The organism is Parabacteroides massiliensis (assembly GCF_900155425.1).
Taxonomy (GTDB): domain Bacteria; phylum Bacteroidota; class Bacteroidia; order Bacteroidales; family Tannerellaceae; genus Parabacteroides; species Parabacteroides massiliensis.
On record NZ_LT700189.1, the window covers coordinates 628,566 to 643,200 of the forward strand.

The window sequence follows — 14,635 nt, forward strand, 5'->3', positions numbered from 1 at the left end:
TGTCGGTTTACGAAAAAATAACTAATATAGCTGCATAATCTATTAATGGATGCGGATATGAAAAATAAGGAACTGGTTACTGAACTTGCTTCCCGTATGGGTTGGACTGCGCAGGAAGTCGCTGAAACGCTTTCTGTCTTGAGTTCCGTCGTCAGTTCGCGCCTGGTAGATAACGACACCATATATTTGCAGGGCTTCGGCCAGTTCGAAGTGAAAAAGAAAGCGGAACGGATCTCGGTCAATCCTTCGAATGGCAAACGGTATTTGGTTCCTCCCAAACTCGTCCCGGTGTTTAAATCCGGAACGACGGTCAAGAATAAACTTAAAGAATTAGGCGAACATGAATAACCGGCTGACGATACAGGATTTGGCCGGTCTGTTGGCCGAATATACAGGTAAAGACAAGAATAGTTCCGAACGCTTTTTGAGGGAATTCATAGCGGTCGTATCAGAAGGTGTCTATACGGACAAGCTGGTAAAGGTCAAAGGTCTCGGCACTTTTAAAATCATTCCGGTGGAGAAACGTGAGAGCATCCATGTGAACACGGGTGAACGTTTCGTAATCCCGGGACACTATAAGTTTTCCTTCCTGCCGGACAAGGAGCTTCGGGAGCTTGTCAACAAGCCGTTCTCTTTTTTTGAAACGACCGAACTGGGGGAAAATGTCGATTTTAGCGATATGGATGTCGTGCCGGACGAACCGGAAATAAAAGAGGCGGAAGACGAATCGGTCGAGGAGGTGATGCCGGAAGAAGACCCGGTTGTATCTTCAGAAGAAGAACCTGCCGGGCAGCCCGAAGATGAAGGGATGGATACCCTTGAACCGGTTGTGGACGGACGCCCTGAGGATTCCGAACCTGACAGTCCGAGCGAAGAGGCAGAAACCGGCCCGGATGCGGGACGAAAGAAACCCCGCACGAAGCGGATTGTCGTTGTTTCTGTGTTTGTATTCCTCCTTTTGCTATTCAATATCGGGCTTTACCTGAATCGAGCGTGCTTTTTCGAAAAGGAAAAAGAGACCTTGAAGGTTGATACGGTCTTTCCCAAAGGAGAAACAGTTGCGACCGAAGTCGTTGCGGATACGGCAACCGTTTTTGCCAAAGAAGATTCCGCCAGGATTGTGAGCGAAACAACGGAGGAAAAGCCGGCTGTTAAATCTGAAGCCGCTTCGCCTGAAGTCATTGCCCGTGTCAAGATCGAGCCGGGAAGCCGCCTGACGCTGATCTCGCTGAAATATTATGGAAGCAAATTGTTCTGGGTATATCTGTATGAGTATAACAAAAACGTCATAAAGGATCCGAATAACGTGCCTATCGGCACTGTGATCGAGGTGCCTGCACCGGAAATGTACGGCATCGACTGCCGTGACCGTTCTTCCATCGAAAAAGCCGCTGCCCGCCAGACTGAGATACTGAGTGGCAAACAGTAACGAAAACCCTCTCTTTTAAGTAAAATAAAACAAAATAGTTCTGTGCGGGTTAGTATTATTTAACTGCAAAAGTGCAGAATACGAATTTAACATTTCTAATTTTGTGCATCTTAAAAAAGCGAATAAAAATAGTAACAAAATAATTGAAGAGAATCTATGAGTCAGACAGTAGACATTCGTGAGTTGAACGAGCGAATTGAAAGTAAGAGTTCGTTTGTGAACATGATTACGATGGGTATGGACCAGGTAATTGTTGGACAGAAACATTTGGTTGAATCATTATTGATCGGTCTGCTTTCGGATGGCCATATCCTGCTGGAAGGTGTGCCGGGATTGGCAAAGACATTGGCCATTAAGACGCTGGCATCATTGATCGATGCGAAATACAGCCGTATCCAGTTCACGCCGGACTTGTTGCCGGCCGATGTGATCGGTACGATGATTTATAGTCAGAAAAGCGAAGAATTCCAAGTTAAACAAGGACCAGTCTTCGCTAATTTTGTATTGGCGGATGAAATCAACCGTGCTCCGGCAAAGGTGCAGAGCGCCCTTCTGGAAGCAATGCAGGAACGCCAGGTGACAATCAGCGAAAACACATACAAATTGCCGTCTCCTTTCTTGGTTATGGCGACCCAGAACCCGATCGAGCAGGAAGGAACCTATCCGCTGCCTGAAGCACAGGTAGACCGTTTCATGCTGAAGGTCATCATCAACTATCCGAAGAAAGAAGAAGAAAAGCTGATTATCCGTCAGAATATCTCCGGAGTGAAACCGGACATCAAACCGATCTTGAGCAAAGACGAAATCCTGGAGGCACGTAAAGTCGTCCGTGAGGTTTATCTGGACGAAAAGATCGAGCGCTATATCGTAGACATCGTGTTCGCTACCCGTTTCCCGCAGGAACATGGCTTGGCAAACTTAGCTAACATGATCTCCTTCGGTGCCTCTCCGCGTGCATCCATCAATTTGGCATTGGCAGCACGTGCGTACGCCTTTATCAAACGCAGAGGGTATGTGATCCCCGAAGATATCCGTGCCGTATGCCACGACGTGATGCGCCACCGTATTGGTTTGAGCTACGAAGCGGAAGCCAATAACCTGACATCCGAAGAGGTGATCAGCGAAATTCTGAACAAAGTCGAAGTCCCTTAATATGGAAACAAGTGAACTATTAAAGAAGGTTCGACGGATTGAGATAAAGACTCGCGGCCTGTCCCGCAATATATTTGCCGGGCAATACCATTCGGCGTTCAAAGGGCGCGGTATGGCGTTTAGCGAAGTGCGCGAGTATCAATACGGAGACGATATCCGCGATATAGACTGGAACGTGACCGCCCGCTATGTCCGCCCTTATGTGAAGGTGTTCGAAGAAGAACGGGAGCTGACGGTGATGTTGCTGATCGACGTGTCGGGAAGTAGGGACTTTGGTTCCGTGAATGTAATGAAGAAAGAAGTCATTACGGAGATCGCGGCGACACTGGCCTTTTCGGCTATCCAGAACAACGACAAGATCGGCGTGGTGTTCTTCTCCGACAAGATAGAGAAATTCATTCCTCCCCAGAAAGGGAAGAAACATATCTTGTATGTCATTCGCGAACTGATCGACTTCCAACCGGATAAAAAACAGACCAATATTGCACAGGCACTGAAATATCTGACCAATGCGATCAAGAAGCGTTGTACGGCTTTCCTGATCTCCGACTTTATCGACAAGGACGGTTTCAAGGATGCCTTGACCATCGCCAACCGCAAGCATGACGTGGTGGCCATACAGGTATATGACCGCCGCGAGACGGAACTACCGGCTGTGGGACTGATGAAGATCAAGGATGCGGAGACCGGACAGGAGCGTTGGATAGACAGTTCGTCTGCCCGTGTACGGGCCGCCTACAAAGAGTGGTGGGATCGCCGGCAGGCAGCCATGAGCGATTCGTTTAAGAAATGTCGTGTCGATTCGGTTTCCGTCCGTACGGAAGATGATTATGTGAAAGCATTGATTGCTCTTTTTGACAAACGTAATTAAAGCAAACAAATGAAATTAATAAAGAAAAGCATTCTGTTACTTGCACTTGCCGGCGGAACGTTCCTGTCCGGCGGGAAAGCGTATGCGCAGCAGGCACTCGTTGACGTCCGTGTCGATTCTGCCGCTATACTGATCGGAGAACAGACTGTTTTACATTTGACGGTAACGACAGACAAAGATAAAGACGTCCGGCTCGTCATTCCGCGCGACACGTTGATGGCGGGAGTGGAGGTGCTGGAAATCCCGAAAGCGGACTCCACCTTGATCGAAAACGACCGCCTGCTGATCAAGCAGGACTTGCTGGTGACCTCTTTCGACTCTTCCCTTTATTTGTTGCCCCCGTTCATGGTGATCGACGGGCCGGATACCGTTTACTCCAACCAAGTAGCCTTGAAGGTGTCGACAGTTCCTGTCAATGCCGACAAACCGGAGGAGTTTTACGATATCAAAAGCGTCTGGAAGCCGCCTTTTGTATTGGCCGATTACTATCCCTGGATATTCGGCGTATTGCTGGCTCTGTTCCTGGTCTGTGTGGTTGCCTACGTGATCAAACGTATGCGTAACCGCCAATCCATCCTGCCGTTCAAAAAACCGGAACCGAAACTTCCGCCTCACGAACAGGCGATCAAGGAACTCGACGAGATCAAGCAGCAGAAACTCTGGCAACAGGGTCGCAGCAAGGAGTATTATACGTTGATTACGGAGACGTTGCGCCGTTATATCGTGGAGCGTTTCGGTATCAATGCGATGGAAATGACTTCCGGCGAGATACTCGATCTCATCCGTAAGCAGCAGGAGGCGACTTCGGTCTATGAAAGCCTGAAACAGATCATGCAACTGGCCGATTTCGTGAAGTTCGCGAAGATGAATCCGCTGCCCGACGAGAACGACTTGAGCATGATGAACGCTTATCTGTTCGTTAACCAGACGAAAGTGGAAGAGATTCCTGTTCCCGGAGAAGGTGAAAAGGCTGAAGATGAAGTAAAGGCTGTAGAAAAGAATGATTCAAATATAAGGAAAGAATAAGATGGTATTTGCAAATCCTACATATCTGTATTTGTTATTGTTGCTGATCCCGATGATCGGATGGTACGTCTACAAACTGAGCAAGAATCAGGCAAGTTTGCAGGTATCGTCTACAGAAGGTTTCGATGCTCCGGGAGCAAGCTCCTGGAAAGTCTGGCTCAGGCATGTCCCTTTCATTTTGCGTATGGCGGCAGTGGCTGTCCTGATCGTGATATTGGCGCGGCCGCAGTCGACCAACAGTTGGCAGAACTCTTCGACGGAAGGTATCGACATCGTGCTGGCAATGGATATCTCGACCAGTATGATGGCGCAGGACTTGAAGCCGAACCGTCTGGAAGCATCCAAAGATGTGGCGTCTGCTTTTATCAACGGCCGTCCGAACGATAATATCGGTTTGGTCGTGTTTGCGGCGGAGAGTTTCACGCAATGCCCGTTGACAACCGACCATACGGTCCTGCTGAACCTCTTCAAGGATGTCCAGCCGGGTATAATCCAGGATGGGACGGCGATCGGCCTGGGGTTGGCGAATGCAGTCAGCCGAATCAAAGACAGCCAGGCCAAGTCGAAGGTGATTATCCTGTTGACGGACGGTGTGAACAACCAGGGCGAGATCGCTCCGGTGACGGCTGCCGAGATAGCCAAGACGTTCGGGGTCCGTGTCTATACGATCGGTGTCGGAACGCAGGGCAAGGCTCCGTATCCGTTCCAGACAGCCTTCGGTGTCCAGTATATGGATGTCGACGTGGAGATCGACGAGCCGACTCTGAAGCAGATTGCCGCTACGACCGGCGGACAGTATTTCCGTGCGACGGATAATGCCAGCCTGAAGGAAATCTATTCGGAAATCGACAAGATGGAGAAGACGAAGATCAGCGTGCAGGAATACAGTAAAAAACAGGAAGAGTACAAGAATTGGGCGATCCTGCTGTTCTCGCTGTTGCTGGTCGAGATATTATTGAGAAATACATTGTTAAGAAATATACCGTAAATATAAAAGGCTTATGTTTCGTTTTGCACATCCGGACTTTTTATACTTGCTCTTCCTGCTTCCCGTGTTGGTTGCATTCTATGTGTATGCAATCGTCTTGAAGAAGAAGGCAATCAAGAAATATGGTAATCCCGAATTGTTGGCAGAGTTGATGCCGGAGGTTTCTCCCAAGCGTCAGCATCTGAAGTTTTGGCTGTTGTTCGGAGCCATTACGATGGTTATCATAGTCATGGCCGGACCGCAGTTCGGTTCCAAACTGGAGACAGTGAAGCGTCAGGGAGTGGAGATCATGGTTTGTCTGGACGTATCCAACTCGATGTTGGCGGAAGATGTTTCGCCCGATCGTCTGTCCAAGGCCAAACAGATGTTGTCCAAGCTGACTGACGGCTTTTCGAATGATAAGGTCGGACTGATCGTTTTCGCAGGAGATGCTTTCACGCAGCTCCCCATCACTTCCGATTATGTCTCGGCCAAGATGTTCCTTTCATCCATCAACCCGTCGATGGTGTCGACACAAGGTACGGCTATCGGGGCTGCCATCAACCTGGCGATGCGTTCCTTTACGCCGAGCGAGACATCGGACAAGGCGATTATCCTGATCACCGATGGCGAGAACCACGAAGACGATGCTGTGAAAGCAGCTGCCGCGGCAGCAGAAAAAGGCATTCATGTGAACATTGTCGGTATGGGTGATCCGAAAGGTTCTCCGATCCCGGTAGACGGCAGCAACAACTACATGAAGGATAAGGAGGGAAATGTGGTGATCACGAAGTTGAATGAAGAGATGTGCCAGGAGATTGCGGCTGCCGGCCATGGGACGTATGTCCGTGCCGACAACACGAACTCTGCGCTTCGTACACTTCAAAAAGAGATCGATAAAATGAATAAATCGGAACTGGACAGCAAAGTCTATTCGGAATATGACGAACGTTTCCAGACATTCGCCTGGATCGCCTTGATTCTGCTTCTGGTGGATTTCATGACGTTGGACCGCAAGAACCGTATATTCAGAAAAGTAAAACTATTCTCTTAATGCTATGGACAAGATGAAACGTATGCGAAAATCGATTATATGGATGGCGGCATTCATGTTCTGCTGTGGAACTGTGTTGGCTCAGAAAGCGGAACGTAAGAATGTACGGGAGGGAAATAAACTGTATGAGACGGAAAAGTTTACCGAGGCGGAAATCGCTTACCGGAAAAGCTTGGAAGTGAACCCGCGTTCGTCCGAAGGGACCTACAACCTGGGGAACGCCCTGTATAAGCAGAAGAAATTCCCTGAAGCAGCCGAGCAGTACCAGCTGATAGCCGGACAGGGAGAAAAGATGATCGAAACGCCCGAAGGCAAAGCCCGCTTGGCGGAAATTTATCATAATGTCGGAAATATTGGCATGCAGAATAAGGAGTATGCCAAAAGTGTCGAAGCTTACAAACAATCTTTGCGCCTGAATCCGAAAGATGATGAGACACGCTATAATCTGGCTTTGGCACAAAAGTTGTTGCAGGACCAGCAGAATCAGCAGAATGAAGATCAAAATCAGGATCAGAACGAAGACAAGAAGGAAGATCAGGATAAACAAGATCAACAGCAGCAGAATCAGGATCAGCAACAACAGCAGGATGACAAGAAGCAGGATAAGACACAGGAACAACAGCAGCAACAACAAGAGCAGATGAGCAAGGATAACGCTCAGCAGATGTTGGATGCTTTCCTGCAGGATGAAAAAGACACTCAGGAGAAGGTGAAGAAAGCGCAGGCTCAACAGCAACAGCGCCGTCGCACGGATAAAGAGTGGTAAACGGAAATTGAAAATTAAAAAGTAAGAATTAAAAAATAAGGATTGAGGAATGAGGAAATTAGTTTTCTTATTTATTCTCTTTGCAACTTTCGGAGTGGTGGCCAGGGCGGCGGATGTGACGTTCAAGGCTTCTGCTCCGGAAGCTGTCGTTATGGGAGAAACTTTCAGATTGTCGTACACGGTGAATGCGGAAGGTAAGGATATACGTGTACCGGAAATACCGGACTTCGAGGTATTGATAGGTCCGTCTACTTCCACAAATATGAGTACCCAGATCATTAACGGTAAAATGACAACCGAAACGTCATTGACGTTTACCTATATCCTCCAACCGAAGAAAGAGGGTACTTTCAACATCGCACCGGCAACAATCAAGGTCAAAGGTGCCAACTATACCTCTAACGCATTGGTGATAAAAGTGCTTCCTCCCGATAAGGCGGAAGAGGCAACCAAGGGCGGTTCGACCGGTACCGGTATCAGTAAGGACGATGCTTTTCTGACAATCGATGTTTCTAAACGGAATGTGTATGAACAGGAAGGTATTTTGGTTACGTTTAAATTGTATGTAAGAAAAGATATCGGAGGTATCGACCAGCCTAAGTTCCCCGAATTTACAGGATTCCTTGCCCAAGAGGTAGAACTGCCTCAAAATAAGCAACTGGTAATGGAAAACTATAAGGGAAAGAACTACGGGACTGCCATTATAAAACAAACGGTATTGTATCCTCAGCGCTCAGGAAAGATTACGATTCCTTCCGGCAAACTGGATATTGTTTTGCGTGTGCCCGGACCGGCCAAACAAAGAAGTAGCGTATTCGACGATTTCTTCGGTTCATCGTCTTATATTGATGTGAAGAAAGAATTGACAACTCCCCCTGTAACGATCGATGTCAAACCGTTGCCATCAGGTAAACCGGCTTCATTCTCCGGTGCGGTGGGCAATTTCACAATGACATCCAGCATCAGTTCCAATAATGTAAAGACAGATGATGCCGTTACCGTAAAGGTTAAGATTTCCGGTAATGGAAACATCAAGCTGGTAAAGAATCCGGAAGTCGCTTTCCCGAACGATTTCGACGTTTATGATCCGAAGGTAGACGTAGACCTCAAGACCACCACGGCAGGAACTTCCGGTACGAAGACGATCGAATATATGGCCATCCCTCGTTATGCAGGCGATTTCGAAATTCCGGCTATCGCATTCTCTTATTTCGATACGAAGACCGATTCATATAAGACGATTACTTCCGAACCGTACAAGCTGCATGTAGAGCAAGGTAAGGGAGGTGGAACACCTTCTCCTGTCGTTTCTAACTTCAGCAACAAGGAGAGCGTTAAATACTTGGGTAAGGATATCCGTTACCTGAAGGTGAACGACATTCATTTCGTTCCGAATAATGAACTTTTCTTCGGTTCATTCATGTACTATATGTGCTACCTGATCCCGGCAATCCTCTTCATTGTCTTCTTCTTCATCTACCGCAAGCAGGTGAAAGAAAATTCCAACTTGGCATTGGTCCGTACGAAGAAAGCCAATAAGATGGCAGTAAGACGTCTGAAAAATGCCGGCAAGCTGATGAAGGAAAACAAGAAAGAAGAATTCTATGACGAAGTGCTTCGTGCCTTGTGGGGTTACCTGAGCGACAAGTTGAGCATCCCGCAGGCCAACCTGACAAAAGACAATGTCGAAACGGAACTGGCAAAATACGGTGTGGACGATGCTTTGATCAAAGAATTTATGGACATCCTGAACACTTGCGAGTTTGCCCGCTATGCTCCGGCACAGGCATCGGATGCGATGGATAAGTTATATGAACAGACTGTGGATGCCATTGGTAAAATGGAAAATACAATTAAAAAGTAACGCGATGAAGATGAATATAAATATGAAAAAGATCGTATTCTTCCTCTTGGTCCAGTTTGTTGCCTTAGGGGCATTTGCTCAAGAGGCGGCGATCAAAGAAGCAGAAGCTGCCTATACGAAAGAAGACTATGGCAAGGCTATCGAACTCTATGAAGGGCTTTTGAAAACTTATGGCGAATCGGCCGATATCTACTATAATTTGGGAAACGCCTATTATAAGGAAAACAAGATTGCTCCGGCCATCCTGAATTATGAACGTGCCTTGTTGTTGGACCCGGGAGACGGGGACATTCGTTTCAACTTGCAGTTGGCTCGTCAGAAATCGGTGGACAAACTTGAACCGGTAGGCGATTTCTTCCTGCACCGTTGGTTCGACAAGATTCAGAATTTAGGAGCTGCCGATTCATGGGCACAGACCGGTATTGTTTGCTTTATCCTCTTTATCGGATGCCTGATCCTGTTTTTCTTTTCCAAATGGATTCATTTGAAGAAGATCGGTTTTTACCTGGGACTGGTATTCCTTGTATTGGTCATATTCTCCAATATATTTGCCGCCAATCAGAAGAGCGAGTTGGTAAACCGGAAAAGCGGGATCGTATTTGCCCCGACTGTTACGGTGAAAAGTTCTCCTGATGCAAGCGGGACCGATCTGTTCATTCTGCATGAAGGAACAAAAGTTTCCGTCAAAAGCAAGTTGGGAGATTGGAATGAAATAGAAATGGAAGATGGAAATGTGGGCTGGATGCCGAGTAAAGACATGGAAATCATTTAAGATTTAAGATTTATAATTTATGATTTATCATCGGTGCATAAATCATAAATTATAAATCTTAAATCACAAATCATCTTTCTTATGGTTGAAAAAATACTGATTTACGAACGCGATGCGTTCTTTGCGCTTAACGGCAGCGACTCTGCTTTTCTGGATCGTTTCATGTGGATCTTCACAGGAAAGGCAGTTTGGCTGCCGTTAGCCTTTCTGATCCTGTTGGTGCTGATCTATAAAAAGAACTGGCGTGAGTCCTTATTGATTCTGTTGGCGATCGTATTGGTCGTTACGCTGTGCGACCAGTTTGCTTCTCACGTCTGTAAACCTATCTTCACCCGTTTTCGCCCGACTCATCATCCTGATTTCATGGATCAGGTGAAAACGGTTTTCGGATACCGGGGAGGTCTTTACGGCTTTATCTCCAGCCATGCCGCGAATGCATTTGGTTTTGCGACCCTTATGGCTCTCATCTTGCGAGACAAGTTGTTCGGCTGGACAATCTTTTTATGGGCGGCTCTTACGGCTTATACGCGAGTTTATCTCGGAGTCCATTTTATCTCGGATATCGTACCGGGGGCTATCGTGGGCGTGTTCTTCGGCTATATAACCTACAAACTCTATGTTTTGGGGCGTTCTAAGCTGTTGCCTGCAGAAATGAATTTCCAAGAACCTTTGTATTCGAAAAAACGTATTCGCCTCATTGTCTATGCTATATATGTGACGATACTGGTTATTATTGTTTTTAATGTGCCGTTGGCGGCTTGCTTGCAAAAGTGATACATGTCGTAAAGCATGTTTATTTTCTTAGAATAATTTTGTTGTTGTAATTTATAATGACTAAGTTAGTGGCATGAAAATAAACGAAGTATTAACCTTCAAAATAAGAAAGCCATGACAAAAACTATTACATTTAATGAACTTCGCAAACTGAAAGACAGTTTGCCTGATGGAAGTACTCACCGTATTGCTGATGAATTGGGAATCTCTGTTGAAACAGTTCGCAACTACTTCGGTGGGCATAATTTTAAAGATGGTAAAAGTTGTGGAATACATATTGAACCGGGACCTGACGGAGGTTTGGTTGTATTGGACGATACCACAATATTCGAACGTGCTTTGCAGATACTTGCCGAAAACGAGGAAGTGTCGGAAGCACAGGAAGCGTAAAGAAATTCATTCTCTTTAAGAATCCCATAGCTGATTATAAAAGATGCTGTGGGATTTTTTTTACTCAACATTTAGTGATTTCCGATTGTTTAATTTCTAAAAACACACGAGTATGGAAGATAAATTAGTAACGTTAGCGATTCACACGTTCGAGAAAGCTCAGATTCTCAAAACGATACTTGAAACAGAGGGGATTGAAGTCTACATACACAATGTAAACCAAATCCAACCAGTGGTTTCGGCTGGTGTACGTGTGCGAATTAAAGAAAGTGATCTGCCTCATGCCTTGCGTATCATCGAAGACAGCAAATGGTTCAACGAAGATGCCGAACAGGAGGAAAAAGCCGGTCCGCAGGAAAAGAAAATATTGATACCGATAGACTTTTCCGACTACTCTATCAAAGCGTGTGAATTGGGAATCAACTATGCCCATAAAGTCGGAGCCGAAGTGATGATCATGCACGCTTACTTCAGTCCTTATTTTCCGTCTGCCATTCCGATGGGCGACACGCTGGCCTACCAGGTGAACGAAGAAGAGACGGCACAGAATATCTTGAAGCGTGTCCAGATTGACATGGAAAATATCTGTACGTTGATCAATCGTAAGATACAATCCGGCGAACTGCCTAAAGTGAAATATAATTATGTACTCCGCGAAGGTTTGCCGGAAGAAGAGATTATCGCTTACTGCAAGGAGTGCCATCCGTCTTTGATCGTGATGGGAACTCGTGGAAAGAGCCAGAAAGATATGGATCTGATCGGGAGCGTCACGGGCGAAGTGATCGAGGTGAATAAGGTCCCTGTCCTGGCCATTCCTGAAAATGTACCTTTTGAGGATTTGAGCGAAGTCGAGAATATAGCCTTTGCCACATCCTTTAACCAACGCGACCTGGTGGCGTTCGATGAGTTTATGGAAATCATCAAACCGTATAATGTCCATATCCATCTGTTCAATATCTCGACGAGCAAAGACGAATGGAATGAAATACGTTTGACCGGAGTTAACGAATATTTTAAAAGGCAATATCCGGAAGCCCATATCACCCATACGGTTTTGGCTGATGGCGATCTGCTGTTAGCTATTGAAAAGTTTGTGCGGGACGAACATATCGACGTGATAGCACTCAGTACTTATCGCCGGAATATTCTGGCGCGTATGTTCAATCCTTCTATCGCCCGTAAGATGCTGTTCCATACCGATACACCGTTGCTGGTGATGCACGCGTAGGGCATTTAGGCACGGATTTAGTCCGTGCCTTTTCTTTTTGCTTTGCTCCAAGTTCCATTTCCTTTGTTTTTGTTCAGGTAGAAGAAACCCCGAATCACATTTACATTCATAAAGATGAAATAATAGGGGATGAACAGCAGCTTATTGCGCAGGTTTCGTTGTTCCATCCTGTAACCGGCATAGGCGGCAACGTAAAACAGCAGTTGCAGGGTGAGTGTTCCTATATAGAAAGGATTTCCCGACAGGGCGAGGATCAGATTTACGGGCAATAGCAAGAAAAGCATCAACGGGGTGAGCGTCCAACGTAGCACGCGGTGGCTGATATATTGGAAACTCAACATACCGTAGCGGAAAATATTGAACAGGCCCCTAAGACGCCAGACCGATTGCAGGCCGCCGGCAGCTATCCGTATCTTTCGTTTCTCTTCTTCTTTCATATTCAAAGAAGCTGTTTCTGTAGCATAGGCTTCCTTGCAATAGGCAATTTTGTAACCTTTGGCGGCAATGCGAAGTGAGAGGATGAAATCGTCCAACAAGGTGTCTGACGGCATCTGTTCGAACAGACGGGTTTGTATGGCGAAAAGTTCCCCAGCCGCACCAACTGCCGAATAAAGACGATCGTCCAAATCTTTCAAGGCCGACTCGTATTTCCAATAGAAGCCTTCTCCGGCGGTTGCTCCTTGGGCGGATTGGGTATCGACTCTTTTTTCACCAGCCACACATCCGACTTTAGGGTTTGAAAAACAGCGGACAATTTCTTTTATGGCTTCCGTATTCAGCATCGTGTTGGCATCCGTAAAAACGACATAGGGTGTCGAGACGTATTGCATTCCCCGGTTCAAAGCCTCAGTTTTGCCTTTCCGTTCGGGAGTGAAGAAGACGGAGACATCTTCATAGGCAGCCAGCCGTTCGTTCGTGTGGTCGTCTGACCCGTCGGTCACCCATACGATACGGAGTTTATCGGAAGGATAGGAGAGATCCCGGCAGTTTTCCATCTTTTGCCGGACGATGTCTTCTTCGTTGTAGGCGGCAATGAAGAGTGTCACGTCAGGCAGAGAGGCCGGGAGGGGGTGGATCGCTTTCTTTTTAACTGTTTCTTTGATATGAACTATGAGGTATAGCAGGATTCCATAACCGATATAGGTATAAAAGACGATAAACAGTCCGAACCAAAATAAGAAAACGAAGAGGGGATATGTCTGTTCCATATAGTTTTTTGTATAAATCATATTATTCCGAGTGCAGCAAATGTACTTAAATTATCTTCTGTCTTTCACGTATTGAAGGATTAAATTTTCCGATAATATATAACAATCAATATATTTTGCTTTTTTAGTAAAAACAAATCATTACATTTGTAGACGACAAAAAAATAAACGAATCTAAGGGGTAAAATACATGAAATCTATATTGGTGACCGGGGGAGCCGGGTTTATAGGGTCGCATTTATGCAAGCGATTAATAAGAGAAGGAAACAGGGTGATCTGTCTGGATAATTATTTTACCGGCTCGAAGGGTTTTGTGCATGCCCTGCTTAAGCATTCCGGGTTTCAATTGGTCGAACACGATGTGACTATTCCCTATAAAGCGACTTCAACGATTGATGAAATCTACAACTTGGCATGTCCGGCTTCGCCGATCCACTATCAGTATGATCCGATTAAAACGATCAAGACTTCCATCTTAGGAGCTATCAATATGTTGGATTTGGCCCAAGAACAGGGAGCCCGTATTTTGCAGGCTTCGACCAGTGAAGTGTATGGCGATCCGCTTGTCCATCCGCAGCCTGAATCGTATTGGGGAAATGTGAACACGGTCGGGCTTCGCAGTTGTTATGACGAGGGTAAACGGGCTTCCGAAACGCTTTTCATGGACTACTATCGGGAGAGGAAACTGAAAACAAAAATTATTCGCATTTTTAATACCTACGGACCTAATATGGCCATCAATGACGGTCGTGTGGTTTCCAACTTTATTATTCAGGCTCTTAAAGGAGAAAACATCACAGTCTATGGCTGTGGACACCAGACTCGCAGCTTCCAGTATGTGGATGATTTGGTGGAGGGAATGATCCGTATGATGTCAACCGAAGACAGTTTTACAGGTCCGGTCAACTTGGGTAATCCCGATGAGTTTACGATGCTTGAACTGGCGCAGCATGTCATCCGCCTCACGGAATCCAGTTCGGAGATTGTTTTCCGGCCTTTGCCGTCCGACGATCCCAAATTGCGAAAACCGGATATTTCGCTTGCCCGGGAGAAACTCCACAACTGGACACCCTCTGTCTCTTTGGATGAAGGATTAAGAAGGACAATCCATTATTTTCAAAATTTATAAAGACA

15 protein-coding genes are annotated in these 14,635 nt (G+C 46.3%); 14 read left to right on the forward strand and 1 reads right to left on the reverse strand.

Features of this window, described 5'->3' with window-relative positions; genetic code table 11:
- Positions 1-57: 57 nt before the first annotated feature.
- The 13 genes from BQ9893_RS02690 to BQ9893_RS02750 all read left to right on the forward strand — a co-directional run bounded on the left by BQ9893_RS02690 (position 58) and on the right by BQ9893_RS02750 (position 12,293).
- A complete protein-coding gene (locus BQ9893_RS02690) occupies positions 58-348 on the forward strand; it encodes an HU family DNA-binding protein (protein WP_075965375.1) in 291 nt (96 codons plus the stop codon).
- Positions 341-1,429: an HU family DNA-binding protein gene (locus BQ9893_RS02695; protein WP_075964621.1), complete on the forward strand. Its 1,089-nt coding sequence runs from the start codon at positions 341-343 to the stop codon at positions 1,427-1,429. Before BQ9893_RS02690 ends, BQ9893_RS02695 begins: the two co-directional genes overlap by 8 nt.
- A 156-nt stretch (positions 1,430-1,585) precedes the next feature.
- Positions 1,586-2,581, forward strand: coding sequence for an AAA family ATPase (locus BQ9893_RS02700; RefSeq protein ID WP_075964622.1), 996 nt, complete (start codon positions 1,586-1,588; stop codon positions 2,579-2,581).
- Position 2,582: 1 nt separating this feature from the next.
- Complete coding sequence (locus BQ9893_RS02705) at positions 2,583-3,452, forward strand: DUF58 domain-containing protein (protein WP_075964623.1); 870 nt, start codon at positions 2,583-2,585, stop codon at positions 3,450-3,452.
- Between the two features lie 9 nt (positions 3,453-3,461).
- Positions 3,462-4,478, forward strand: a complete 1,017-nt coding sequence (locus BQ9893_RS02710; protein ID WP_075964624.1) for a hypothetical protein — start codon at positions 3,462-3,464, stop codon at positions 4,476-4,478.
- 1 nt (position 4,479) lies between these two features.
- Positions 4,480-5,466, forward strand: a complete 987-nt coding sequence (locus tag BQ9893_RS02715; protein ID WP_075964625.1) for a vWA domain-containing protein — start codon at positions 4,480-4,482, stop codon at positions 5,464-5,466.
- Between the two features lie 13 nt (positions 5,467-5,479).
- Positions 5,480-6,499: a VWA domain-containing protein gene (locus tag BQ9893_RS02720; RefSeq protein WP_075964626.1), complete on the forward strand. Its 1,020-nt coding sequence runs from the start codon at positions 5,480-5,482 to the stop codon at positions 6,497-6,499.
- Positions 6,500-6,512: 13 nt separating this feature from the next.
- Complete coding sequence (locus BQ9893_RS02725) at positions 6,513-7,265, forward strand: tetratricopeptide repeat protein (protein ID WP_208610800.1); 753 nt, start codon at positions 6,513-6,515, stop codon at positions 7,263-7,265.
- Between the two features lie 49 nt (positions 7,266-7,314).
- The gene (locus BQ9893_RS02730) at positions 7,315-9,129 is read left to right on the forward strand and encodes a BatD family protein (protein ID WP_075964628.1); all 1,815 of its coding nucleotides are present in this window, start codon (positions 7,315-7,317) and stop codon (positions 9,127-9,129) included.
- Positions 9,130-9,133: 4 nt separating this feature from the next.
- Positions 9,134-9,901 carry a tetratricopeptide repeat protein gene (locus BQ9893_RS02735; protein ID WP_075964629.1) on the forward strand — a complete coding sequence of 256 codons (768 nt, stop codon included), beginning with the start codon at positions 9,134-9,136 and terminating at the stop codon, positions 9,899-9,901.
- 81 nt (positions 9,902-9,982) lie between these two features.
- Complete coding sequence (locus BQ9893_RS02740; RefSeq protein WP_075964630.1) at positions 9,983-10,675, forward strand: phosphatase PAP2 family protein; 693 nt, start codon at positions 9,983-9,985, stop codon at positions 10,673-10,675.
- Positions 10,676-10,789: 114 nt separating this feature from the next.
- On the forward strand, positions 10,790-11,065 hold the full coding sequence (locus tag BQ9893_RS02745; RefSeq protein WP_075964631.1) for a DNA-binding protein: 276 nt from the start codon (positions 10,790-10,792) through the stop codon (positions 11,063-11,065).
- A 112-nt stretch (positions 11,066-11,177) separates the two neighbouring features.
- Positions 11,178-12,293 carry a universal stress protein gene (locus tag BQ9893_RS02750; protein ID WP_075964632.1) on the forward strand — a complete coding sequence of 372 codons (1,116 nt, stop codon included), beginning with the start codon at positions 11,178-11,180 and terminating at the stop codon, positions 12,291-12,293.
- Positions 12,294-12,310: 17 nt separating this feature from the next.
- Here the strand turns inward: BQ9893_RS02750 and BQ9893_RS02755 are convergent, their stop codons facing one another.
- On the reverse strand, positions 12,311-13,501 hold the full coding sequence (locus BQ9893_RS02755; RefSeq protein WP_075965376.1) for a glycosyltransferase family 2 protein: 1,191 nt from the start codon (positions 13,499-13,501) through the stop codon (positions 12,311-12,313).
- Between the two features lie 190 nt (positions 13,502-13,691).
- Between BQ9893_RS02755 and BQ9893_RS02760 the strand changes: the two genes are divergently transcribed.
- Complete coding sequence (locus BQ9893_RS02760) at positions 13,692-14,630, forward strand: UDP-glucuronic acid decarboxylase family protein (RefSeq protein ID WP_075964633.1); 939 nt, start codon at positions 13,692-13,694, stop codon at positions 14,628-14,630.
- The last annotated feature ends 5 nt before the right edge of the window (positions 14,631-14,635 follow it).